Here is a 24360-nt window from a genome sequence, read left to right as displayed (position 1 = left end):
GCTGGCCCGCGCCGGATGGAAGCCATACGGCGAGGGCTGGCGGCGTGCGGACTGTTATCGCAGCATAATGCCGTGTTTTTTTAGCTTTGTGTACAACGTGGAACGCTTGAGATTGAGCAGTTCCGTCATGCCTTTTTCCCCGTACACGCAGCCGGAGGCGATATTAAAAATATATTCGAGATAACGCCTCTCAAGTTCGTCGAGTGTAGGAATGTCGTCGACCACAAACCCGCGGCGGTTTGGCGTTTCCTCGCTGGTTTTCCGGTGCGGCGGCGAGTGCGGCACGTTCAGGGCCGGAAGGCGGTTCAGGATGACCGCCCGCTCGATCACGTTCTTGAGCTCCCTGATGTTTCCGGGCCAATCGTAACTGCGGAGGACGGCGGTTTCCTCCTGATTCAAGGCGAACGGGAGCTGATTGTAGCGGCGGCAGAAATGCTCCATGAAGTTCTGCACGAGGGGGATGATGTCCTGCCTGCGTTCGCGCAGCGGCGGCAGCATGAGCGGGACGACCGAGATGCGGTAGAGCAGGTCCTCACGGAAACGGCCTTCCTGCACTTCGTGCCACAGGTTTTTGTTCGTGGCGGTGATGAGCCGGAAGGAAGAATAGATTTCCCGCGTGCCGCCGACCCGGATAAACCGCTGCTCCTGAAGGACGCGGAGGAGTTTCGTCTGGATCGCCGGAGGGATGTCTCCCACTTCGTCGATGAAGAGCGTCCCCTCGTCGGCCATTTCGAAGAAGCCGAGCTTTTGCTTGATGGCTCCGGTGAACGCGCCGCGCTCATGGCCGAAGAACTCGCTCTCGAAAAGGTGTTCCGGGGTGCTCGCGGGGTGAACGGCGATGAAAGGCCCACTCCGGCGGCTCATGAGGTGGATCTGCCGGGCCATGACCTCCTTCCCGACGCCGGTTTCCCCCAGAATGAGCACGGGCGCGTCCGTCACGCTCACGTGCCTGACCTGTTCGAGCAGCTCCCCGAGGCCGGTTCCGAACAAGGGGGCAATGTTTCTGTCCTCTTGGAGCACGACGGACTGGAAGCGTTCCTTCTGGTGCCGCGATTCCTCGTCGCGCACTTTTTTGAGGCGCAGGGCGGAGCGTACTTCCGAGGCGAACAAATAGGAGAGGGTATGGAGTTCGGGCTGATGGAGGTGGGCGAATGGGCCGTCGGTAAAGGTGCTGTCCAGGTAGAGCAGCCAAAGGCCGGATTCGCCGATGTCGAGAGGCAAACAAAGCCCTTGCTCGCCGCGTCCCGGAGCGGCAGGGCGGTCGGAAAAGCCGTCGAGCCATTCGAGGCACGGGCGCATCTGCTCGCTTTTCAGTTCCATGTCGGTCAGGTTGACGGCCGCGACGCAGGCAAGCCGGTTGTCCTCGTCCCGCCGGAACAGCGCTCCGCGTTCCGACTTCAATTCCTTCTGGGCGATGGCGACCAAACGGTGCAGGGCGCTGGTCAGGCATGTTTCATTGGAGAAAGCGTTGAACGCGCGGTGGCAGCGTTCCACGCAGGAGTCCTGCGGGCAGTCGTAATGCCCGTCGCCGAGGGCGGGGAGCCTGTTTCCCTGGGAATGGCGGGTTAAAAGAAGGACCATCTGCTGGTAGGAAACGCTCCGGTCGACGCGGAACCCGGCGCAGGCTTCCGCCTGATCCCGCAGGGCCGCCGCCGAGGCCGCATCGCCGGTCCGTTCGAGGACGTTCGCCAGTTCATTGGCGCTGAGGGCTTCTTCGCGGCGATCGCCCGTTCCGGAGATGCAGTCCAGGCTCTCGCGCAGCAGCGTCTGCTCACGCTTCGGATCTCCGCCGCGATCCCGCAGCCGGAGGGCTTCAATACGCAGCGCAGCCCCCCTGAGCTGGCGGTTGGTGCCTTCCTTGAGCTTTTTTACGATAAGAGCGAGCGGGTACCGCGAGATTGGCGGAAACCCGGCCTGTTCCAGCGCATAGAGCATGTCGAGGTTGAGGGGGTCTTCGAAGGGGACGTGCGGCGCGTTGGGAGAAACGCCCCTCGCGGTCTGCCCGGTGAGCAGGGCATGGGCGGACCGGAGGCGCCCGTTCAGATAATGGTAGAGCGCGATGCCCCGGACGGTGCTGACGGCGGTCTTGTTGTACTGCCGTGCGTCGAATGCCATGAACAGGCAGTCCAGATTGAGGAGGGCGGCGTCCATGTCCCCGACGCGGAGCATGGCGAAGGCCAGATGCAGCATCCAGAACATGGAGAGCATGCGGTCCCCGGCAAGGGCCGCCGTGCGCCGGGACGATTCGTTGATGCCGAGCGAGAGGTGGTATTGCCGCAGGTAGAACGCGGACTGGCTGGCGCAGGATGCAAGCAGCATGGCGAAGCGCCGGTATTTCCAGCCGTAGACTTCCAGTTTTTGTTCATAATATTTCAGGACATGCGGGTACTCGCCGCGCACGTAATGCAGGATGCCCCGGAACAGCGGCAGGCAGTCCTGCATTTCCTTGTCCCCGAGATCCGGGAGTTCCCCAAGCCGCTCTACGTACCGGGAAATGTCCTGCGGCAGCGGCTCGTCGGAAAACACCTTGAGGTAGCACCCGAAAATTGCCACCAGCGTCCTGAAGCGCTCATTTCCGGACTGTTGCGTCAGGGCGTAGGCGATGGGCGTCAGCTTGACCGCCATCTGCATCTGGCTGTTGAGGAACAGGCACTGGCTCTGCACGATGAGGACCATCTCCGCGTACTGCGAGCTTTTTTGGAAGGCCGCGTCGGCGTGGGTTTCTCCCCAGTCCCGCAGGTACCGGATGACGAATTCGAGGCAGAGCAGGGTTTCCGGGGCCTGCTGGTTCAGTTCCTCGTCCAGATACCGCACCACGAGTTCGCATTCTTCAAGCGGGGCGTCCGGGAGGAGGAAGCCCAGATAGTGGGGCATCCGGGATTCGGGAATCTTGGCCCGGACCGTGGCGGCCATCGCGCCGAGCAGGGACGGCGGGACTGTGCCGCAGGTCCATGCCGCTTCGGTCCTTGCGGCAAAGCCGAATCCTTCCAAATCCAATAAGATCTGCCGGATGTTTTCTTCGGGCTGTCCGGTGATGAGGGAGAGGTGCCTCTCGCTGAGCGGGGCTGCCGAAAGGCGGAGCGAGAGCGTCAGCGCGGCGAGGATGGGGTCCGATGGCGATACTGTCCCTGCGTACATGGCGGAACCTCCGAGGCCATTCCCGTTTTACGGATAAATCCCGTTTTCGGGATTATGCAGTCCCGTTTTTTGGAAAAGGAATATAACGCTGATCCTGATTTGTCAATATCATACTGAAATTTCATCTTTTATATGGAATATCATGTTGGCATTATGTTTGCTTATCTACAAGTGCCTTCTGAACGAGAAGCGCCTGAACGGGGTGTTCCTTCCCGTGCTCAGGCCACTGCCTCCCCGCGTCACCGGCTTTTCCCTCGTCGCCGCCGGGCGGACGAAGGGCCTCGAAACCCGGGCGCGCCTCCCCATGCCGGGAAGCGCCCCGCAACTCTCCGGGTGCAGCATGGAAAGCTCGTTTCTTCCTTATCTGATGGCGGTCATGTGGATGTCGTTTCTTCTGCTCCTGAGCGTCTGGCTGCGCGCCAAAGTGACGTTTCTGCAGAAGTACCTTGTTCCGGCGGGGATCATCGCCGGGACGCTCGGGTTTGCGCTGATCAACTTGGGGTGGATAGGCTATCCCTCGCCCGAGGGCTGGGTGCCGCTCAAGGTCGGCGATTTCGGGATGATCTCTTTCCATCTGTTCAGTTTCGGGTTCGGGATCATCGGCCTCGGGTGCTTCAGCACGCACACCAAGGGCCGCAGCATGACGCTCATCAAGGGCGCTCTGTGGATCGATCTGCTGTTCTGGCTGTTCTACGGCCTTCAGGCGACCGTGGGCTACGGGATTACGGAGCTCTACGCCAAGATCACCGGGTCCGACCTGACCGCCGCGACGGGGTTCCTCGCCGGGTTCGGCTTTGCTTTCGGTCCCGGTCAGGCCCTTTCCGTGGGCATGTCGTGGCAAAACGACTATGGCTTGCCGGACTGCGTTTCCATGGGGTTGGCCTACGCGGCGGCGGGGTTCATGGTCGCCAACTTCGTGGGCGTGCCCCTCGCCAACTGGGGGCTGCGCAAGGGCTATGCGACCTACGGCACGAAGGAGCTTTCCTCCGATTTCCTGAAGGGCCTCCGCCCGGAGGATAAGCGGGTCCCCGCCTGCCAGTTGACGACCCACAGCGGCAACGTGGATACGTTCGCGCTGCACTTCGCCGTCGCCGCCACCGTGTACGGGCTGGGCTGGATCGTCTGCTACGTGCTCAAGTATTTCGTCCTTCCGCCGAACTATCAGACGGCCTCTTTCGGGTTCATTTACCTTTATGCGCTGTTCGCGGGCATGATCGTCCGCCTCGTCATCAACCACACCGCCGCGAATGCCTTCTACAGCGATGACGCGCAGAACCGCATCCTCGGGACCACCATCGACTACATGATCATTTCCGCGCTCATGGCGGTCAGCGCCGCGACGGTCATGAAGTATTTCATTCCGTTCATCCTCGTCATCGCCGTGTGCACGCTCATCACGCTTCTCGGCGTGCTGTACCTCGGCCGCAGGGTCGGCTCCTTCGGGCTGGAGCGGCTGCTGGTCGTGTTCGGGCTGGTTACCGGTACGGCGGCCAGCGGGCTCGCCTTGCTGCGCATCGTGGACAGCGATTTCAAGACGCCCGCGGCCGCTGAAGTGGGCCTGAACAACGTGTACGCCCTCATCCCGCTGTTCCCCTTCCTGCTGCTCTCGGTGACCATGCCGGGCGGGTTCGGCATCTCCGGGATGCTCATCATGCACGTCGTCATGATTGCCGTCTGTGCGGCCATCCTGTTCGCGGGGCACAGGATGAAGATCTGGGGGCCGCGCCAGTTCTAGCTTTTTTGGGAATTCTCCACTCCCGGGCCGGGCGGCCTCCTTCCTCCGCTGCCGTCCGGCCCACAACAAGGGATGCACGTTATGTATACGGATTTGAAAGGCAAGACGGCATTTGTGATGGGTGCCGGGAAGGCAAGGGGCATCGGTTTTCACATTGCGGGAGCATTGGCCCGGCAGGGCGTATCCGTCTGCCTCGCCGACAGGGACGGGTGTGTGTTCGAACGGGCGCGGGAACTGGAAGCCGAAGGGGTGGTGGCCCGGGCGTTCACGGCGGACGTATGCTCCGCCGCGCAGGTCGAGGCTATGCGGGATGCGGTCGGGCGCTTGTTTCCGAGCATCGATATCCTGATCCAGTGCGCGGGGGTCTTCCCCGATCCCGTGAAGCTGACGGAAGACTCCATTGAAACGTGGCTGCGCACGCAGGACATCAACGTACACGGCACGTTCCGCCTGCTGCACGCGTTCTTGCCCCTCATGCGGGCACGCGGCGGGTCCGTGGTCGCCGTCGCGTCGGGAGCGGGCAAGCGCCCCCTGCCGGGGTACAGCGGCTATTCCGTCAGCAAGGCGGGGCTGATCATGCTCCTGAAGTCCGTGGCGGTGGAGTACGCCGCAGACGGGATCCGGGCCAACAGCATCTGTCCCGGCCCCGTCGAGAGCGAGATGGTGGATTCCCGGGTGGCGGCGGAATCGGAACGTCTGGGCGTTCCCGCCGAAACCCTGCGCGAGGCCATCCGGAAAACCATTCCGCTGGGCCGCATGGCCAGCGTGGACGACATTGTGAGGACGGCGCTGTTCCTCGCTTCGGACGTGTCCTCGTATCTGACGGGGCAGTCCCTCAATCTGTCGGGCGGCATGATCACTGAAGTGTAATGGGGTTTACCCAGAGGGAGTACAGGCGATGCAGGAAGCTCCGTTGATGCTCAAGAACAAAACGGCCCGCCGGATCAAGGATATCCCGGGATTCGTCTTTCCCGGCGGCGTCAAGGTCATCATCAACTTTACGGTCGATTTCGACGCGATGATTTTTCGGAAGTTCCTCCGCGAACCGAAACTCTGGTGCGCGCAGGGCGAGTTCGGGGGCCGGACCGGATTGTGGCGGCTGCTGGACGTGTTCGGCGAATTCGACGTCAGAACGACGCTGTTCCTGCCCGGGCAGACGGGGCTCTTATATCCGGAAGTACTCCGGCGCGCCGTGCGGGAAGGGCACGAAGTCGCCAATCACATGTGGGATCACCACATCCCCCCGACGCTTGAGGAGGAGGCCGTCCACATGGACAGGACGGATACGCTCATCAAGGGGCTGACGGGACAATACCCGGCGGGCACGCGCAGCGAGCACGACCTCGCCGCGCTCCGGGATCACGCCTACACATATGTTTCCTATACGCCGCAGGGCGAGTTTCCCTTCTATGTCTATTATGAAAACATCGGGAAATGGATGCTCAACCTGCCGATCAGTTTTATCCATGACGACGCGATGTTTTTCTATTTCGGATGGTTCGGAAGCCGCAACGAGCAGCAGCGCATCCAGTCCCCCGAAGCGTTCCTTCAGACGCTTCTCGAAGCCTATGCCGCCGCCCGCGAAACGACCGGCTATATGAACATCGTGATCCATCCGCACTTGTGCGGGAGGCTTTGCCGCCTCGAAATGCTGCGGCGGTTTTTCCGCCGGACGCGGGAGGACGGCGACGTGCTGTTCGCCACGTCCGCGTGGCTTGCTGACTACATCCTTGAACGGTTTCCGGCCGAAGGGCCGGCTTCAGCCTGATCCCGGAGGACGCCATGCCTTGGAAAAAAGATTTCACGCTTTCGGATGAAATGTCGCCTTCCGGCATCGTGTGGCCTGCGGGCAAGGCCGCCGTGTCCGTGGTGGTGGACTACAGCGTGCCAGCCGGTGCCGAGGGTATTGATGAGGCGGCGATCGCCTATGCCCGGACGGTGTGGGGCAATGCGGTATCCGGCGGCTGGCTCATCGACTATCTGAACGCTTACGGCGTGAAGGCCACGTTCGCCGTGCCGCTGGCGATGGCCCGGGCCTTTCCCGAGATCGTCCGCCGCGCCCATGCGGACGGCCACGAAATCGCCGCCGGTTCCTTCGCCAAGGAGGACGTGGCTGGGCTTTCCCCTGACGAAGAACGGGAACGCATTGAGCGGACGCTTTCGGGGCTTGCGGAGCTGACGGGCACGCGGCCTGAGGGATGGTTCACGCTGCCGCGCACGGGGGACGATTATCCGGGCGGTTCGGTTTCCGACGCCACAGGGGAACTGCTGCTCGAAGCCGGTTGCGGGTATTTCGGCAACTCCATGGCGGACGACATCCCGCACTACTGGATTACGGATTACGACCGGCGGCACACGCTGCTCATGTTGCCCTATTATTACGCGATGGATACGCAGTTCTTCATGTTTTTCCCCGGAGTGGGCAAGGGGAGCGGGCTCGTGCAGACGCGGGCGCTTTGGGAAAACTGGGCCGCCGAGCTGGAAGGCGTGCGGGCGTGGGGAAGGCAGTCCACATTTGTGATCCAGCCGTACCTCATGCAGTTCGGGGCGGCCCGGGCCGTGCTGGACAGGCTCATGCGGGCGGTTACGGGTGACCCCGATCTCTGGAGCGCCACTTCTGGAGCGTGCGCGGCCTATTGGAAGCAGGCCTATCCCGCGGATCGGACGCTGCGTTTCGAGAAGGCCGCGTGGCTTGATGAGGAATGAGCTTCACGGTTGGAGTCAGATGGAGACAACGCGCGTTAACCTGTCAGGAGGACGAGATGGATATTCATGCGCTGTTCAGTTTGAAAGGGAAAACCGCCGTTGTGACCGGTGCTTCCGGGGCCCTTGGCGGGGCCGCCGTGCGGGCGATGGCCTATGCGGGGGCCAACGTGGCGGCGTGTTACAACTCCGGCAGGGAACGGCTGGACACTCTGATCTCCGAAATCGGCGACGTGGGTGTGGAGATAAAGCCTTACAAGGTAAATTCGTTCAGCCAGGACGAGATCCGGCAACACGCCGAAGACGTGATGCGCGATTTCGGTGGGATCGACGTGGTGATCAACACCGCGGGCGGCAACGTCAAAGGCGCGTATTACACGGACGAACAGAGCCTTTTCGATCTCGACGCACAGCCGCAGTTCGATACGGTGACGCTGAACCTCTTCGGCGGCTGTTTCTGGCCTTGCCTCGCGTACGGCGCGAAGATGCTCGACAACCCCGGCGGCGGATCGATCATCAATTTCAGCTCCATCAGCGCGTTCACGGCTATCCGTGGACATATCGCCTATGCCGCTGCCAAGGCGGGGGTGAGCAATTTCATCCAGTCCCTCGCCGCGCACCTCGCCCGTGATTTCAACCCGAAACTGCGCGTAAACGCCGTGGCTCCGGGGTTTTTCCCGAACAACAACCCCGCCCAGATGCTGTTCAACCCTGACGGCAGCTACCGCGCCAAGGCGCAGCGCGGGGTGGACGCCACGCCCATGCACCGGATGGGGCATCCCAACGAGCTTATCGGCACGCTCGTCTGGCTGGCTTCGGACGCCTCCTCGTATGTGACGGGCATCACCGTGACCGTCGACGGGGGGTATCTCCTCGATTCCCCGGCCTGACGGCAGGGGGCCGGCTTTGCCGCATGGCGGGCAAACTTTAGGGAAGGAACGGGAGCGTTTCCGTATGACGTCTCCCCTGTATGCGCGCGGCGCTGTCGGAAAAGGATTCCGGCAGCGCCGTTTTTTCGGGTCGGGGAAAGGGCGCTCGAAGGCGGAAAACGTTTTCGGCGGATATTCTCATTGTAGCGTTGCCTGAGAGTTTGTAACAGCCTATCGCTTAATCTTTTTTGATGCTTTCCAATCCTTCTCCCCGCAGGTTCCCAAGCTCGGAGCCCCATGCTCCTTTCTCCGAATGCTGGCCTTTTCCACAGGCAGGGATTGCATCCCTCCTTGCAGGAGCGGGGTGATGGGGGTACGGTTCTGCGATGTCTTTTTTCACAACATTCGTGCGAAATAGAGCCGCGTCGTGGCGAAAACGTCCGGTACGCAGTTTGCTCTTCGGGGTAACCCTCTTCCTCATGCTGGATATCGGAAGATATCTGGTGTGGCCTCCCGTCGGCTGGCTGGAGACGGAACAGCCGCGGACCACGTCTTTTATGGAATACCGTCAGGAGCAATGGCAGAACGGCCCCAGGGCGAAGGACGGCAAGGCCATGCGTATCCGGCAGCAGTGGGTCCCGCTCAAGCGCATTGCTCCGGCGCTCCGCCAAGCCGTGGTGACGTCCGAAGACGATCTGTTCTGGAAGCACGACGGATTCAATTTTTCCCAAATGTACGATGCGTTGAAGCGTAACTGGGATAAAGGCCGGATGGCCGCCGGGGGCAGCACCATCTCGCAGCAGCTTGCCAAGAACCTGTGGTTTACGCCTGAGCGTTCTATCCTGCGGAAGCTCAAGGAAGCCATCATGACATGGCGTCTGGAACTCGCGTTGGACAAGGAGCGGATTCTTGAGCTGTATCTGAACGTCGCGGAGTGGGGCAACGGCGTTTACGGGGCGGAGGCCGCAGCCCGGCATTACTTCGGAAAATCCGCCGCAAGCCTCTCACGGGGCGAGGCCGCCCGGCTGGCGGTCATGCTGCCGTCCCCGCTGCGGCGCACCCCTTCTTCGGCCATCGTGAAACGCCTTTCGTCCCGGCTTTTGAAACGGATGCCGCGCTGAAGAAAATCTGTGCCGCATGAAGGAAATCATGATGGATGGTTACGCGATAGCACCGACGGAGGGCCCAAAACAGTGCTGGCATTGCAATGCTGAACAGCATAGGCTGATACAAAGGGGCTCCCGGTTTAGCCAACCGGCGGGAGAGGAGCCTGTTTTGACCCAGAGGAACGTCAAAGTGCCGTAAACAAGAGAATGAGGGAACCGTTTTTGCTGGGAAAGGAATCGTTTCACTGAGAGCTGGGGGAAGAGGGGCCTTCGTGCTTCCGAGGAGGCCCGGTTTTGACGAAGGCCGGGCATGGTGTCCGTGATACATCATTTAAGGGGATAGGACGTGTACAGGTGTAAGCTCGACATCAGGATTTTCAGCGAGGATCCTCTGCTTTTGGCAGACGTACGGAACATCGCTCCGCTGGAACGGTTTGAGCATGAGGTTTCCGGTTACCGGAGTTTTTCTCCGGAAGCCGTGCGGGGCAGTGATATCATCGTTCTTGATCTGCCCGTGGCGGAGCGTCCGGAAGCGGTTCGAGCACTGTGCAAGCCGGGGGCGATCCTGGTGTTCTGCATGGAAGCGGAAGCGTTCGCCGTTCTCCGCACCCCTTCCCTGGAGGCCGCCGACGACATCTGGGTGAAGCCTTTCCATAGGGATTTCGGTGCGGTACGCTTCAAAAAGATATTAGCGGGCATCAAGCATAGGAAAGACAGCCGCCTGACCCAGACGTATCTGGATACGATCATCGACAGCATTCCCGATCTTATTTGGTTTAAGGATGTAAAAGGGTCGCACCTGAAGGTCAACAACGGTTTTTGCCATGCCGTAGGCAAGAAGAAGGAGGACGTACAAGGACGCGGCCACTATTACATATGGGATCTGAAGAAGGAAGAATACGAGCAGGGCGAGTATATTTGTCTGGAGTCTGACGAGATCGTGCTTGAGGAAAGGCGTACCTGCCTTTTTGACGAAATGGTCAAGAGCAAACAGGGGATGCGTCAGTTCAAGACATACAAGTCCCCGCTGTTCGACGACGACGGGACGATCCTCGGGACGGTCGGCATCGCGCATGACGTGACCGATCTTGCGAACATGGGCGCGGAGCTGGAGATCTTCCTGAGGAATATGCCGTTTGCGATCCTCATCAGCGGCAACGACGGGCGGATCATTAATGTGAACGCCAAGTTTGAGGAATATTTCGCCGCGAAGGAAAAGAACATCGTCGGCAAGCCCTATGAGGAATGGAAGCACGTTATCCAGAAAAGCCTCTGCAAGACCTACGGGGAGGGGCACTTCGAAATACGGTTGCACGGCGACGGCGAGGAGCGGATTCTGGAGTTCCATGAAGAACCCATTTTTGACGTATTCCGCAACCGGGTGGGGCAGTTCTGCTTCTGCCGTGACGTAACCATCGAACGGACATTCGAGCACCAGATCTGGATCAGCGCGAATACCGATGCCCTGACCGGATTATACAATCGCCGCTTCTTCTATGAGTATATGAACGAGAACAGGAAAGAGAACCAGCTCAGCCTCCTGTATGTCGATTTGGACGATTTCAAAAAAGTGAACGACGCTCACGGCCACCACATCGGCGACGGGGCGCTCGAACTCGTTGCCCGGCTGATGCGGGAAGCGTTCCCCGGGGATTTCATCGTACGGCTCGGCGGTGATGAGTTCTTGATCTGCCTTGTTGGTGAGCGGTCTTTAGCGTTTTTGGAAGAGAAGGCCAATCGGCTTTTGCAAAGTCTGTTGGAGGCGTTTCAGGTTTCGGATTACCTGCGCGTGATGTCCGCGAGTATCGGCATCGCGTCGAGCGCGGACCCGGGAACGAAGCTGGACGACTTGGTACGGCAGAGCGACATAGCCATGTACGCGGCGAAGCAGTCCGGGAAGTCCCGCTGTTGCGTGTATTCGTCCGGTTTGATCAAAAAATGACGTTTCGTTGAGGCGTTGCGCCGGAGAGAGGCTGTTGGCCGGATGAGGGGATGAGCGGTGGCGGTATGAGTCGGAAGCGTTGTGCTTTTCCGTCTATGGCGCTTCTTCTGGAGTGTTTTTCCCTTTTCTTGGGGAGAGTGTTCTCGCCGCCTCGTGTGTGGCTTGGGCGGGATGCAGGGCAGGGGGCAGCCCGGTCGAGGCTTCGGCTCAAGGCGTGCGATTCCATGACGGTTTTTCATGGTTCTGTTTACTTGCTGCTTCTGATGTGCGCTCCTCACTGGCGGCCCGTCGCCTTCATGCAACGGAAGGGATTGCCCTGTTTGGGGCAGTCCTTTTTTGCTGCGCAGGATGAACGGATGCCGGGAGGTTCCCTGTCCCGGCCATGAGGCGGATTCCCTGTGGCACCCGCAGGAGAGGCTCGGTATCCATGTTTGCCCCGCCGCTAAAACGGTTTCCCCACGCCTTCGCCGTATCCCGGAGAACGGTTTTTCCGCGACATTGCGGACATTCTGCTCATTTTCCGAGATTGTCCCAAAAGAGATCTGCTTTTTTTGATAGATTCCTAATACCGTGAGACCATGTCCTTTTTGGGTGGGGGCACGACACGCCCTATTTGGGCCGGAAGGCTCCGGACAGGGCTGCCTCCGCGTACAGCTTACTGATTTATTATGCTTTTATAAGCATAATTGAAGATTGCACTTGTTTTCTCAATAGGCTGTTAACATTACGAAAAAGAAAGGGGGTCGCCTTGAATGAAACGGTTTCTTCCTGTACCGTGACTGGGAATTCTCCGAAAATCCGTCCGCCGTCAGCGGTCCGGGCATTCGGATAACCCTCATCATCGTGTGAGTGACTATGGAACGCAGATCGTTTCTCAAGTTGTCATGCGGGCTGGGCGCGGGAATCCTGCTCTCCAGCCTTGGCGTGAGTGTGCTTCCCATCGAAGCCTTTGCTCAGGAACTGACCAAATACGACCGGATCAAAACCGCCAAACAGTCCACCTCCATCTGCTGCTACTGTGCGGTGGGGTGTGGGCTTTTGTGCAGCACCGATACGAAGACCGGCAAGATCATCAATATCGAAGGCGACCCCGAACATCCCATCAATGAAGGCTCGCTGTGCGCCAAGGGCGCGGGCATCTACCAGACCACGGCCGCCAACGACCGCCGCCTGGACAAGGTGCTGTACCGCGCTCCCTACGGCGACAAGTGGGAGGAAAAGGATTGGGATTTCGCCATCGATCGCATCGCGCGGCACCTCAAGGAAGAGCGTGACGCCGGCTTCGTCAAGAAGAATGCGAAAGGGCAGACAGTCAACCGTGTCGAGTCCGTTGCCCATCTGGGCAGCTCCAACGTCGACAGCGAAGAGTGCTGGTCCATGGCCGTCTTCGCCCGCTCCTACGGCCTGGTGTACATCGATCACCAGGCCCGGGTCTGACACGGCCCCACTGTACCGGCTCTGGCAGAGTCGTTCGGACGCGGCGCGATGACGAATCACTGGATCGATCTCCAGCACAGTGATTGTATTCTCATTCAAGGCAGCAATGCAGCTGAAAACCACCCGATCTCGTTCAAATGGGTGCTCAAGGCAAAGGACAAGGGGGCCGAGGTTATCCACGTCGATCCCCGTTTCACCCGCACGTCGGCACGCTCAAGCATGTACGCCCCGCTTCGCTCGGGCACGGATATCGCGTTCCTCGGCGGCATGATCAAGTATATCCTCGATCATGATCTCTATTTTAAGGATTACGTACTGAGCTACACGAACGCCGCGTTCCTCGTGAACCCCAAGTTCTCGTTCAACGACGGTCTGTTCTCCGGCTATGACGCGCAGAAACACGCCTACGACAAGTCCTCGTGGTCGTTCCAGAAGGACGGCAAGGGCCTGATCAAGCGCGACGATACGCTGAAGAACCCGCACTGCGTCTTCCAGCTGATGAAAAAGCATTACGACCGGTACGATCTGAAGAAGGTTTCCTCGATCACGGGGACGCCCGAGGCGGATCTGCTGGCCGTGTACAAGGCCTTCGCCGCCACCGGCAAGCCGGACAAGGCCGGGACCATCATGTATGCCCTCGGCCAGTGCCACCATTCCGTGGCCGTGCAGAACATCCGCACGATGACCATCGTGCAGCTCCTGCTCGGCAACATCGGCATCTGCGGCGGCGGCATCAACGCCCTGCGCGGCGAGCCCAACGTGCAGGGGTCCACCGACCACGCCCTGCTGTCGCATTACCTGCCCGGCTACCTCAAGGCTCCCAAGGCTTCGTGGCAGACGCTGGAGCAGTACATCGCGGGCACCACGCCCCAGACGGCGAACCCGCAGTCCCTGAACTGGATGAGCAATACCGGCAAGTACGCCACCAGCCTGATGCGGGCCTTCTATCCCGAAGGCGGGACGCCTGAAAACGGCTTTGGTTACGACTATCTGCCGAAGCTCGACGACGGGCAGGACGCCTCGGTCATGAGCATGATCGACGCCATGTATGCGGGCAAGATCAAGGGCCTCACCTGTGTGGGCCAGAACCCCGCGTGCAGCCTCCCGAATTCCAATAAGGTCCGGAAGGCGTTGCAGAACCTTGACTGGATGGTCCACGTCAACATCTTCGACAACGAGACGGCATCCTTCTGGAAGGGCCCCGGCCTCGATCCCAAGAAGGTGAAGACCGAATGCTTCCTGCTTCCCGTGACCGCCTCCGTGGAAAAGGAAGGCAGCCAGGCCAACTCCGGGCGCTGGATGCAGTGGAAGTATGCCGCCGCCGAAGGCCCCGGCGACGCCATCTCCACGGGCGACGTGTTCTGGCGCGTCATGAGCAAGCTCAAGGAGCTGTACGCCAAGGACGGCGGCACGTTCCCCGAGCCGATTCTGGCGGCGAACACCGACTTCGTGGACGGCAAGGGCCGCTACGATCCCGAGCGGGTGGCGAAGTACATCAACGGCTACTTCCTCAAGGACGTGACCATCAACGGCGTGGAATACAAGAAGGGCGAATGCGTGCCCGGCTTCCCGCTGTTGCAGGCCGACGGCTCGACCTCGTGCGGCAACTGGATCTGTTCCGGCAGCTTCACCCGCGCTGGCGAAAACCTCATGAAGCGGCGCAAGAAGGTCGACCCCACCGGGCTCGGCCTCTATCCCGAATGGTCCTACTCGTGGCCGGTCAACCGCCGTGTCATCTACAACCGCGCTTCCGTGGACCCGCAGGGCAAGCCGTGGAATCCGAAAAAGGCGCTGGTGCAGTGGAAGGACGGGCAATGGATCGGCGACGTGCCGGACGGTCCGGCCCCGCCGCTGGCCATGCAGGGCGGCAAGCTGCCGTTCATCATGCAGCCGGAGGGCCTCGGCGCCCTGTACGGCCCCGGACTGGCCGAAGGCCCGTTCCCGGAACATTACGAGCCGATGGAAAGCCCCTTCAAGAAGAACATCATGTCCGCCCAGCGGGTCAACCCGGCCCTCCATAGCTTCGGCAAGGACATGAACCCGATCGCCAACGCATCGCCCGACTTCCCGCTGGTGATGACCACGTACTCCTGCACCGAACACTGGTGCACGGGCGCGTTCACCCGCTGGCAGCCGTGGCTCGTCGAAGCGCAGCCGCAGGCGTATGTGGAGATCAGCGAGGAGCTGGCGAAGGAAAAGGGCATTGCCAACGGGGAAAAGGTCCGCATCTCCTCGGCGCGCGGCACGGTCGACGCCGTGGCTATGGTCACGGTGCGCCTCACGCCCTTCAAGTGCGGAGGCAAAACCGTGCATCAGGTGGGCATGACCTTCAACTACGGCTGGCTGCAGCCCAAGGAATGCGGCGACACGGCAAACCTGCTCAGTCCCATGGTCGGTGACGCGAACAGCATGACGCCCGAATACAAGGCGTTCATGGTCAACATCGACAAAATCAAGGCTTAGGAGGGAAGGCCATGTCCGACGGAAAGACTATTCTCGTTGACGTATCCCGCTGCACCGGGTGCCGCGGCTGTCAGGTGGCCTGCAAGCAGTGGAACGAGCTGCCCGCTACCGATACCGTGCAGACCGGTTCCTACCAGAACCCGCCCGATATGAACGGCGATACCTACAAGATCGTCCGGTTCCGCGAAGGGCGGCATGAAAACGGCAAACCCTACTGGAACTTCTTCACCGACATGTGCCGCCACTGCGTGAACCCGCCGTGCGTGCTCGCCGCCGATGAGGGGACCATGATTCACGACGAGGCCACCGGCGCGGTGGTGTATACGGAAAAGACCGCCGAGAACGATTTCGACGTGCTTCTCGACGCCTGTCCGTACCGCATCCCCCGCAAGAACGAAAAGACCGGGGCCATCGTGAAGTGTACCATGTGCATCGACAGGATCAGCGCGGGCGGCATTCCCGCGTGCGTGCAGTCCTGTCCCACCGGAGCCATGCGCTTCGGGGAACGCGCCGCCATGCTTGAACTCGCGCACAAGCGCGTGGAGGAGCTGAAGAAGGAGTTCCCCAAGGCCCATGCCGTCGATCCAGATGATGTGCGCGTGATCTACGTCATCACGGACGACCCGGACAAGTACGCCGAGCACGTCGGCGCATAGCGGACAGTAAGCGAGGGGAGGGAGATGATGCGGGCTCTGCCCGCACCCGCTGAGGCTCTGCCTCAGGCTCCGCCGGGGGGAATGATTCCCCCCGGATCCCCTCGGATTTTTATGTTGCACTTGAAGTCTGTTCCCGCAGCGGGATGGATGAATTGAGCGGATTTTTTGATGGTTTTGCATTGATGGGACGTTTCCGCATGGATGCCGGACAGCCATGTATAAAGACATGGGAACATGGACGGCGGGGGCGTGGGGGAGGGGAGAAGTTCGCGGATGTTCCCGCTTTCAAGAAGAGGCTTCTCCTTTCCCCCGCACATCCGCTCAAAAATCATTTGCTCTAATCTAAAGGATTTCCGATGTACGATGATACCGCCCTGCGCCGTCTGCTGATTGAACTGGCCGCATCCCACCCCGAGCACGCCGCCGTGATCCGGGCGTTCACGCCGCTGGCGCTGGCGCGCGGCAAGCTGCTTGATGCCTACGCGCTGTCGCGGAAAACCAAGCCGCTGGACGGCTTTCCTATGTTCCGATTTGAGGAGCTGCCCGTATGCTCGGAAAAATCCGGAGCCATTGCGTCGGCAGTGCTCGAAGCCGTTGCCGAGGGCTTCCCCGGCGCGCGGGAACAGGTGGAGGCGGTGCGCGGTGCGCTCAAGCCCGGAAGCGTCCGCCGCCTGTGCAAGGCCAGCCTCGCGCATGAGCCGGAACCGCTGGTCCTGTTCGCGGAGAAAAACGGCCTGCCGCCGGATGTGCTGGATATGGTGATCGCGCAGACGGTGAAAATCCTTATGGCCCGCACAGCGGGCAGCCTGCCCGAAGCGCCCTTCGATCCGGCCCGGAAGACGTGCCCGTACTGTGGAGGAAAACCGGAACTCAGCATCGTTCATGAGAAGGAAGGCCACCGGAGCTTGTTCTGTACCGACTGCGGACGGCACTGGCGTTTCCAGCGTACGGCGTGCCCCTCATGCGGGTGCGACAAACCGGACAATCTGCGCCTGCATTTTGCTGAAAGCACTCCGGACGAACGCGCCGTTTCCTGTAAGAATTGCGGGCACTACATCCTTGAAGCGGACATCCGCAAGCGGGATCTGGCCTTGGACGGAGCCGCCATCGTGTGCCTCGGCATGGGCTATCTGGACGCTCTCATGCAGGAGCAGGGGCTCTTACCCCTTGGGGAATCTGCATAGCGCCAAAATGGTTGCACAGAAAAAGGCGGCTTCAAGCCGCCTTTTTTGTGGAATGGAGAACGGGGATCAGCCACCGAGATAGGCTTCTTTGACCTTGGGATCTTTGAGGAGTTCCTGCCCCGGGGCCTCGGCGACGACGCGGCCGACTTCGAGCACATAGGCGTAGTGCGCGATGGACAGGGCCGCGAGGGCGTTCTGTTCCACGAGCAGCACGGTTTTGCCTTCGGCGTTGATTTTCAGGATGATGTCGAAGATTTCCCTTACCAGTAGAGGGGCGAGGCCGAGCGAGGGTTCGTCGAGCATCACCAGATCCGGGCGGCTCATGAGCGCGCGGCCCACGGCGAGCATCTGCTGTTCGCCGCCGGAGAGCGTGCCGCCTTTCTGCCAGCTGCGTTCCCTGAGCCGCGGGAACAGATTGTAGACCCAGTCGATGTCCTGCGCGATCCCTTCCTTGTCGTTGCGGATGTACGCGCCGAGCATGAGGTTTTCTTCGACCGTGAGGTGGGGGAGGATGCGGCGGCCTTCCGGGCTCACCGAGATGCCCCGCCGGATGATGTCCTCGGGGGATTTCCCGAGGAGCTGTTCCGTCCTGGGCCCGCTGCCGTCCCGGGCCGCCGGGGTGAACAGCACTTCGCCTTTCGTATCCTTCACGAGGCCGGAGATGGAGCGGATGACGCTGCTTTTCCCCGCGCCGTTCGCGCCGATGAGCGTGACTATCCGGCCCTGCGGGATGTGCATGCTGACGCCCTGCACCGCATGGATGCCGCCGTAGTGGACGTGGAGATCCTTGATTTCAAGCATGGTTGCTGACGTCCTCTCCGAGGTAGGCTTCGATGACCCTCGGGTTGTTGCGGATGGCGTCCGGATCGCCCTCGGCGATGAGCTGGCCGTATTCCAGCACCCAGATGTACTGGCACACGCCCATGACCACTTTCATGTCGTGCTCGATGAGCAGGATGGTCAGGTCGAACTCGTCGCGGATATGCCGGATGAAGCGCATGAGTTCGGTGCTTTCCTGCGGGTTCATCCCGGCGGCGGGTTCGTCGAGGAGCAGGAAGTCCGGGCTGGTCGCCAGGGCGCGGGCGATTTCAAGGCGCCGCTGCGCCCCGTAGGGCAGGCTCGACGCCTTTTCGTCCATGTAGGAATCGAGCGCGAGGCGGTGGATGAGGCCCTTCGCCTTCTCGCGGATTTCCTCTTCCTCGCGCCGTGCGCTGGGCAGGCTGAAGACGGGCATCCACCATTGGCTTTTGCGGCGGACCTGACAGCCGACCATGACGTTTTCCAGCGCGGTTTCGCTGCCGAAGAGCCGGATATTCTGGAAGGTCCGGGCCATGCCCGCCCTGCAGATCCGGTGCGGCGGGAAGCCCTTCACGCTGTGGCCCTTGAACAGGATGTCGCCTTCCTGGGGGTTGTAGAAGCCGCTGATGACGTTGAAGGCCGTGGTCTTGCCCGCGCCGTTGGGGCCGATGAGCCCGGTGATGGACCCCGTGGGGATCCGCATGGACAGGTCGTTGACCGCCGTGATCCCGCCGAAGCGCATGGTCACGTGCTGCACGTCGAGCAGCAGTCCGTTCTGAGCGAAGGAGGTCATGCGCGTTTCCTCCGGGAGAAGAAGTCGAAGATGGCGTCCCAGGTGATTTCACGCATTCCCATGATGCCCTCGCGGCGGTAGAGGATGATGCACAGGAGGACCAGCGAGAACACGACCATGCGCATGCCGGGGATGCCGGGGATTGCGAATCCGCCGAGGGTGATGGGGTCTTCCACGGCGCGCAGCCATTCGAGCAGGACGGTGATGACCGCGCTGCCGAGGATGCTGCCCGTGAGCGAACCGAGGCCGCCGGCCACGACGATCATGAGCACGTTGAAGGTCAGCAGGAAGGTGAACATCTTCGGGTCGATGGTGGTCAGGAGGTTGCCGAGCAGCGCCCCGCCCACGCCCGCGAAGAACGCGCCGAGGCAGAAGGAGAGCACCTTGGTCCTGAAGGTGTCGATGCCCATGACCTTCGCGGCGATTTCGTCGTCGCGGATGGCCTTGAAGATGTTGCCGAAGTTGCTGCCCAAGAGCTTGACCATGCAGTACAGGGTGATGAGCAGCCACCCGTAGTTGACCAGCAGCGAGGCGTGGAAGGGGATGCCCTTGATGCCGAGGGAGCCGTTGGTGATGGGCGTCAGGTTCACGATGAGCACGCGGATGATCTCCGCGAACCCCAGCGTGGCGATGCCGAGGTAGTCGCCGCCGAGCCGCAGCACGGGGATGGCGATGAACAGCCCGAAGATCGCGGCCACGAAGCCCCCGGCGACGACCGAGAACCAGAACGGCGTATGGATGACCGAGAAGGGCCAGATGATGTCCTCGAGGATCCACATCATTTCCTTCTGGGCGGCGGGGAGCACGCACAGGGCGGAAACGTAGGCCCCGATGGCCATGAACCCGGCGTGCCCGAGCGAGAACATCCCGGTGAAGCCGTAGATGAGGTTCAGGGACAGCGCGAGGATGGCGTTCACGGCGATGAGATTGAGGATCTGGACCTTGTAGCCGTCGAGGTTGGTCTCCGCCCAGACAAGGAACAGGGCCAGCAGGCCGATGGCGGCGAGATTGAGCAGCAGGTTGCGCATGGAGGTCTTCATATCTTTTCCTCCGAACGCTGCCCGAAAAGGCCGGTGGGCCTGACGAGGAGCACGAGCACCAGCACCACGAAGGCGAACGCGTCGCGGTAGCCGGACAGGCTGGGCATGAAGGCCACGGTCATGATCTCGATGAAGCCGAGCAGCAGCCCGCCGATCATGGCGCCCTGGATGGAGCCGATGCCGCCGAGCACCGCCGCGATGAAGGCCTTGAAGCCGGGGAAGATGCCCATGTAGGGGTTGATCTGCGGGTAGCGCAGGGCCCACATGATGCCCGAGGCCGCCGCCAGCGCGGAGCCGAGCCCGAAGGCCAGCGCGATGATGCGGTCGACCCGCACCCCGAGCAGGCGCGTGGTCTCGATGTCCTTGGAGATGGCCCGCATGGCCAGACCCGGTTTGGTGCGGTGGATGATCCACAGGAGCCCGAGCACGAGCACGAAGCTGACCACGGGCACGACCAGCGTGATCGGCAGCAGCTTCAACTGCCCGAAATTGATGGGCGTCATGAGCCATTCCGGCTGGTACACGGGGCGCGGAAGGCCGGAAAACACCACCACGGAGAGGCTTTCGATGAAGAAGGACACGGCGATGGCACTGATGAGCGCCGAAATGCGCGGGGCGTCGCGCAGGGGCCGGTAGGCGATGCGGTCCACCAGGATGCCGACGGCGCTGGCCGCGAGGATGGCCACCACCACGGCCACCCCCCAGGGCAGGAAGAATGTCGTGGTGCCGTAAAAGACGAAATAGGCCCCCAACATGAGAATGTCGCCGTGGGCGAAGTTGATCAGCCGCAATATCCCGTACACCATCGTGTACCCGATGGCGATGAGGCCATACAGGGAACCCAGTGTCAGGGCATTGAAGAAGTGCTGGAAAAACATGTCCAGACTCATAGTGCCTGCCTTATCCGTTTAAAATCCTTGGAATCCGTAAATCCTTCCGCCTGGGAGGAACCCTCCCGAATGAGGCCGGGGACGGCAAAAAAGGCGGGGAGGAAAGCGGAACCTTCCTCCACCGCCGTGGACAGGGGGGCTTATTCAGGGACGATTTCACCGAGGTAGATGCGCTTCCCGTTCTCGTACTTGAGGATGCCGACGGGGATTTCGGCATCATGGTTCGCGTTGAGGGTCATGATTCCTACAGGGGTGGCGAGGTCCTTGGTTTCGGCGAGAGCCTTGGTGACGGCTTCGCGGTCGGCCTTTCCGGCACGCTTGAGGGCGTCGATGATCATGTCGTAGCAGGTGTAGCCGAGGGTGGCGTTCACGTTGGGGTCCTTGTTGGGGAAGTTCTTCTTCCACGCTTCCGTGAAGGCCTTGGCCTGATCGTTCATGTCCTTCATGGTCATGTCATAGGGGAACGCCGTCTGCATGAAACCTTCGGCGGCCTTGCCGGCGATCTTGACGGTGTCGGGGTTGTCCATGGCGTCGCCGCCCATGAGCACGAAGGTCGCGCCGAGTTCGCGGGCCTGCTTCATGATGATGGCGCCTTCGGCGAAGTAGGCGGGCATGAAGACGATGTCGGGTTTCTTGCTGATGAGCTCGGTGAGCTGGGCGGTGAAGTCCTGGTCGCCGGAGCTGTACTTCATATCGGCAACGAGTTCGCCGCCGAGCTTCTTGTAGGACTTCTTGAAGAAGTTGGAGAGGCCCACGGCGTAGTCGCTGACCACGTCGGTGAGGACGGCGGCCTTCTTGTAGCCGAGGGTCTTGTAGGCGTAGGCCGCGGCGGCGGCTCCCTGATAGGGGTCGATGAAGCAGGCGCGGAAGTAGTACTTCTTGCCCTGCGTCACGAGGGGGTTGGTGCTGGAAGTGGCGAGGACGGGCACCTTGGCGCGTTCGGCGACTTCGCCTCCGGCGAGGCTGAGGGAGGAAGCATACGTACCGATGATGGCCGTCACATTGTCACGCTCGGCAAGGCGCTTCACGGCGTTGGCGGCTTCGACCTTGTCGGACTTGTTGTCGACGATGACCAGTTCGACGGGGCGGCCGAGGACGGTGGGCGTGATCTTGTGCGCAAGCTGGATGCCTTCAAGTTCAAGCTGCCCGGCGAAGGCGTTCTGTCCGGTCAGAGGCATGTAGACGCCGATCTTGATGGGATCTTCCGCTTTGGCGGGGGTGGCGAACCCCATGCTCAGGGCCATACAGGCAAACGCGCTCAAAAGAGTGCCGAGTTTCATGCTTCCATCCTCCAACTGTAAGATTGTTATTGAAGCAGCCTCTAAACAATAGATAAAACCTGATGCAGAGGATTACTGCTGAACAGGCACTATCTCGAAAAGGAAATCCGGCGAACGTTGCGTGTACTAAAGAAACGCAGTATGCCGGAAATACCACACAGGATAGATAATGAATAATATAACAATCTGTGGATGTAATGCATTAACTACCGATTGCGCGATGGTTCAGTTCATACAGAAACTATTTTCTTTGTCAAGAATAAAGATAAAGTATTTTTTTGGATAAAAAATCCATTCTGTATATGTTTCATTGTTTGAATAAACAGTAAAAGACGTCTATCACGTTACATAAGAATTTTCATGAAACAGTTTCAATATGGAAGCAATCAGCATGATGAAATAAAGAAAAGATCTAAATTGATTGCTCAAACGTAAAGAAGGCATACTATAGATTGTGCACTCAACTTTCATGATTTACAGTGCCTGAATGTTTGCATTCCTATCTGGTTCAAAGAAAAGATGTTGTTTGTTTATTCAATGGAATATGGTAGATATAAATATCATATTGCATTGAAATCATAAATATATTTTTGAAAAAACGTGTTACGGGAGGACGCAAAAAAAACGGCATGTCCAAAGAACATGCCGTGTGCCGTAACGGGGGAAGAACCGTATCAGCTTCGATCCGCCGTCAGCAGGAATACCGCCGAGATGACCAGCGCGCTGCCCGCCCACCCGTAGGCGGAGAAGTTTTCATTCCAGAACAGCCAGACCCAGAATGTCGCCAGCACGGGCTCGATGTTCCCGATGATGGCGGCCTTGACTTGATTGATGCTCTGGAGGCTCCGCCCGTAGGCGAGGTAGGCCCCATAGTTCGTGACCACGCCGAGGGCCAGCAGGTTGGCCCACGCCGTCCACGAGCGGGTGGGGGCGAAATCCACGAAGGGGAATAGGGCGAGCGCGCCTCCGAGCAGCATGTAGGCGTACAGGGTGGCGGTGGAGTAGCGGGGCTGCCACCAGACATAGAAGGGAAAATGCGAGGCGTAGCAAAGGCCGGATATGAGCCCGCAGACGATGCCGAGCACGGACGGCTCGGCGTTCAGGCTTCCGCCGGAAAAGCACACCAGCGCCGTTCCGAAGAGGGCCAACCCCAGAGCGATGCCCTTACGGGAGGAGAAGCTCTCATGGAACAGGATGCGGGAGAATACGGCCACCCATGCGGGAGCCGTATACAACAGCACCATCGCCATGGCGGCTCCGCTCAGCTGGATGGAGATTTGCAGCGAACTGAAAAACACGCTGATGCTCAACACACCGAAAAGGCAGAAGAACAGCGCGTGCTTCACAGGGATGCGCGCCCCGCCGCAGATGCCCGTTTGGGCAAAAAAGCAGATGCCGCCGAGCAGGGCGCGCCAGAAGGCCACCTCCAGCGGCGCAAGGCCTTCTTCCATGCAGATTTTGGAAAAAGGGCCGATGAGCGACCACAGGACGGCGGCGGCGAGCACATACAGATAGCCCGTCATCTGTTTCGGATCCTTTGCCATAAACGTTTTCCTCCAGAGGGTCGGCGGTTCCGCGCGGGGCTTGGCTGCGTTCCGCCCCGGCCTGAATGCTATTCTATGATGAAGGATTCCGCGTGCGAGGGGTTCGCATACTGGCCGAAACGCTTGACGGTCAGGGCAAGGGCTTCTTCAAGCTTGGATCTGGCGGAGAAGGAGAACACGACCGTCAGGCAGGAGCGGGTTTCCTGCGTGATCATGGCGCGGGTAGAGTCGCTGGTGGGGCTTCCGAACGCGCCTTCCCCGTCTGCGAGCAGGGGCATGTTTTCGAGCGCGATGTCGTCCTTGCCGATGCCCGGATACACCTCCCCGGCCTTGCCCAGACGGAAAACGATGTCCGCACCGATGCGGGCCGTATCGTAAGAGCCGAGGGAGAAACCCGTTTCGAGCGAGACAAGGTTGTTGGCGTCCACGACGCTGTTGATCTGGTAGAGGGCCTTGCCCTGGCGCACCCGGCGGTACAGCGATTCGGACGAAACGCGGAAGCGTCCGGGGTCCTTGCCGAAGGCCTTGTACGCCTTCCGGGATTCGTCGAGGTTGGGGATCTGGGCCAGCGGCGTGGTCTCCAGCATGGTTTTGAGGTACGGGGCAACCTCGTTTTCGAGGCAGGTCCAGAGAGAGTCTTCGCGGGCGCGTACGTCCGCCGTGTAGATGAAGCAGCCCAGACGCGCTTCGGGCCACGCGCCCTTGATGGATGGATCGATGGTGACGTTGAGGGCCGACATGTCCGCTCCTTGTGCAATGGGGATTGCCGAGGGCGAAACGGC

The 24360-nt window shown here is 60.5% G+C and carries 18 protein-coding genes; 10 read left to right on the top strand and 8 right to left on the bottom strand.

The window, feature by feature from the left end; genetic code table 11:
* Positions 1-54 precede the first annotated feature (54 nt).
* The gene (locus tag T370_RS0103205; protein ID WP_029434726.1) at positions 55-3138 is read right to left on the bottom strand and encodes a sigma-54 interaction domain-containing protein; all 3084 of its coding nucleotides are present in this window, start codon (positions 3136-3138) and stop codon (positions 55-57) included.
* Positions 3139-3280: 142 nt separating this feature from the next.
* Between T370_RS0103205 and T370_RS0103200 the strand changes: the two genes are divergently transcribed.
* From T370_RS0103200 to T370_RS0103135, 10 genes are all read left to right on the top strand, one after another.
* The gene (locus T370_RS0103200) at positions 3281-4873 is read left to right on the top strand and encodes a sodium/glutamate symporter (RefSeq protein WP_029434725.1); all 1593 of its coding nucleotides are present in this window, start codon (positions 3281-3283) and stop codon (positions 4871-4873) included.
* A gap of 81 nt (positions 4874-4954) precedes the next feature.
* Positions 4955-5743, top strand: a complete 789-nt coding sequence (locus T370_RS0103195) for an SDR family NAD(P)-dependent oxidoreductase (protein WP_005030710.1) — start codon at positions 4955-4957, stop codon at positions 5741-5743.
* A 28-nt stretch (positions 5744-5771) separates the two neighbouring features.
* The gene (locus T370_RS0103190) at positions 5772-6641 is read left to right on the top strand and encodes a polysaccharide deacetylase family protein (RefSeq protein WP_029434724.1); all 870 of its coding nucleotides are present in this window, start codon (positions 5772-5774) and stop codon (positions 6639-6641) included.
* Positions 6642-6655: 14 nt separating this feature from the next.
* Positions 6656-7579 carry a polysaccharide deacetylase family protein gene (locus T370_RS0103185; RefSeq protein ID WP_029434723.1) on the top strand — a complete coding sequence of 308 codons (924 nt, stop codon included), beginning with the start codon at positions 6656-6658 and terminating at the stop codon, positions 7577-7579.
* Between the two features lie 56 nt (positions 7580-7635).
* A complete protein-coding gene (locus T370_RS0103180) occupies positions 7636-8466 on the top strand; it encodes an SDR family oxidoreductase (protein WP_029434722.1) in 831 nt (276 codons plus the stop codon).
* A 365-nt stretch (positions 8467-8831) separates the two neighbouring features.
* On the top strand, positions 8832-9566 hold the full coding sequence (mtgA, locus tag T370_RS0103170; protein WP_051643722.1) for a monofunctional biosynthetic peptidoglycan transglycosylase: 735 nt from the start codon (positions 8832-8834) through the stop codon (positions 9564-9566).
* A gap of 331 nt (positions 9567-9897) precedes the next feature.
* A complete protein-coding gene (locus tag T370_RS0103160; protein ID WP_029434720.1) occupies positions 9898-11493 on the top strand; it encodes a sensor domain-containing diguanylate cyclase in 1596 nt (531 codons plus the stop codon).
* Positions 11494-12342: 849 nt separating this feature from the next.
* Positions 12343-15393, top strand: coding sequence for a formate dehydrogenase-N subunit alpha (fdnG, locus tag T370_RS0103150; RefSeq protein ID WP_148399558.1), 3051 nt, complete (start codon positions 12343-12345; stop codon positions 15391-15393).
* Between the two features lie 11 nt (positions 15394-15404).
* Positions 15405-16049, top strand: coding sequence for a 4Fe-4S dicluster domain-containing protein (locus T370_RS0103145; protein ID WP_005030722.1), 645 nt, complete (start codon positions 15405-15407; stop codon positions 16047-16049).
* A 356-nt stretch (positions 16050-16405) separates the two neighbouring features.
* Entirely contained in the window at positions 16406-17233 is an 828-nt protein-coding gene (locus T370_RS0103135; protein WP_029434718.1) for a formate dehydrogenase accessory protein FdhE, read from the top strand.
* Positions 17234-17299: 66 nt separating this feature from the next.
* On the opposite strand, the gene T370_RS0103130 is transcribed toward T370_RS0103135, so the two are convergent.
* From T370_RS0103130 to T370_RS0103100, 7 genes are all read right to left on the bottom strand, one after another.
* Positions 17300-18034 carry an ABC transporter ATP-binding protein gene (locus tag T370_RS0103130; RefSeq protein ID WP_029434717.1) on the bottom strand — a complete coding sequence of 245 codons (735 nt, stop codon included), beginning with the start codon at positions 18032-18034 and terminating at the stop codon, positions 17300-17302.
* Positions 18027-18824 carry an ABC transporter ATP-binding protein gene (locus T370_RS0103125; protein WP_005029718.1) on the bottom strand — a complete coding sequence of 266 codons (798 nt, stop codon included), beginning with the start codon at positions 18822-18824 and terminating at the stop codon, positions 18027-18029. The genes T370_RS0103130 and T370_RS0103125 overlap by 8 nt, the downstream gene beginning before the upstream one ends.
* Positions 18821-19864, bottom strand: a complete 1044-nt coding sequence (locus T370_RS0103120) for a branched-chain amino acid ABC transporter permease (RefSeq protein ID WP_029434716.1) — start codon at positions 19862-19864, stop codon at positions 18821-18823. Before T370_RS0103120 ends, T370_RS0103125 begins: the two co-directional genes overlap by 4 nt.
* On the bottom strand, positions 19861-20754 hold the full coding sequence (locus T370_RS0103115; protein WP_005029723.1) for a branched-chain amino acid ABC transporter permease: 894 nt from the start codon (positions 20752-20754) through the stop codon (positions 19861-19863). The genes T370_RS0103120 and T370_RS0103115 overlap by 4 nt, the downstream gene beginning before the upstream one ends.
* 140 nt (positions 20755-20894) lie before the next feature.
* Positions 20895-22034 (bottom strand): ABC transporter substrate-binding protein, encoded by a 1140-nt coding sequence (locus T370_RS0103110; protein ID WP_029434715.1) that lies wholly within the window; start codon positions 22032-22034, stop codon positions 20895-20897.
* A 674-nt stretch (positions 22035-22708) separates the two neighbouring features.
* The gene (locus T370_RS0103105; protein WP_005029726.1) at positions 22709-23578 is read right to left on the bottom strand and encodes a DMT family transporter; all 870 of its coding nucleotides are present in this window, start codon (positions 23576-23578) and stop codon (positions 22709-22711) included.
* Positions 23579-23646: 68 nt separating this feature from the next.
* Complete coding sequence (locus T370_RS0103100; protein WP_029434714.1) at positions 23647-24318, bottom strand: B3/B4 domain-containing protein; 672 nt, start codon at positions 24316-24318, stop codon at positions 23647-23649.
* Positions 24319-24360: the final 42 nt, after the last annotated feature.

Origin of the sequence: Bilophila wadsworthia ATCC 49260 (assembly GCF_000701705.1) — a bacterium.
Classification (GTDB): domain Bacteria; phylum Desulfobacterota; class Desulfovibrionia; order Desulfovibrionales; family Desulfovibrionaceae; genus Bilophila; species Bilophila wadsworthia.
The sequence above is the reverse complement of the archived record's forward strand: the minus strand, read 5'-3'. Positions and strand labels throughout refer to the sequence as shown.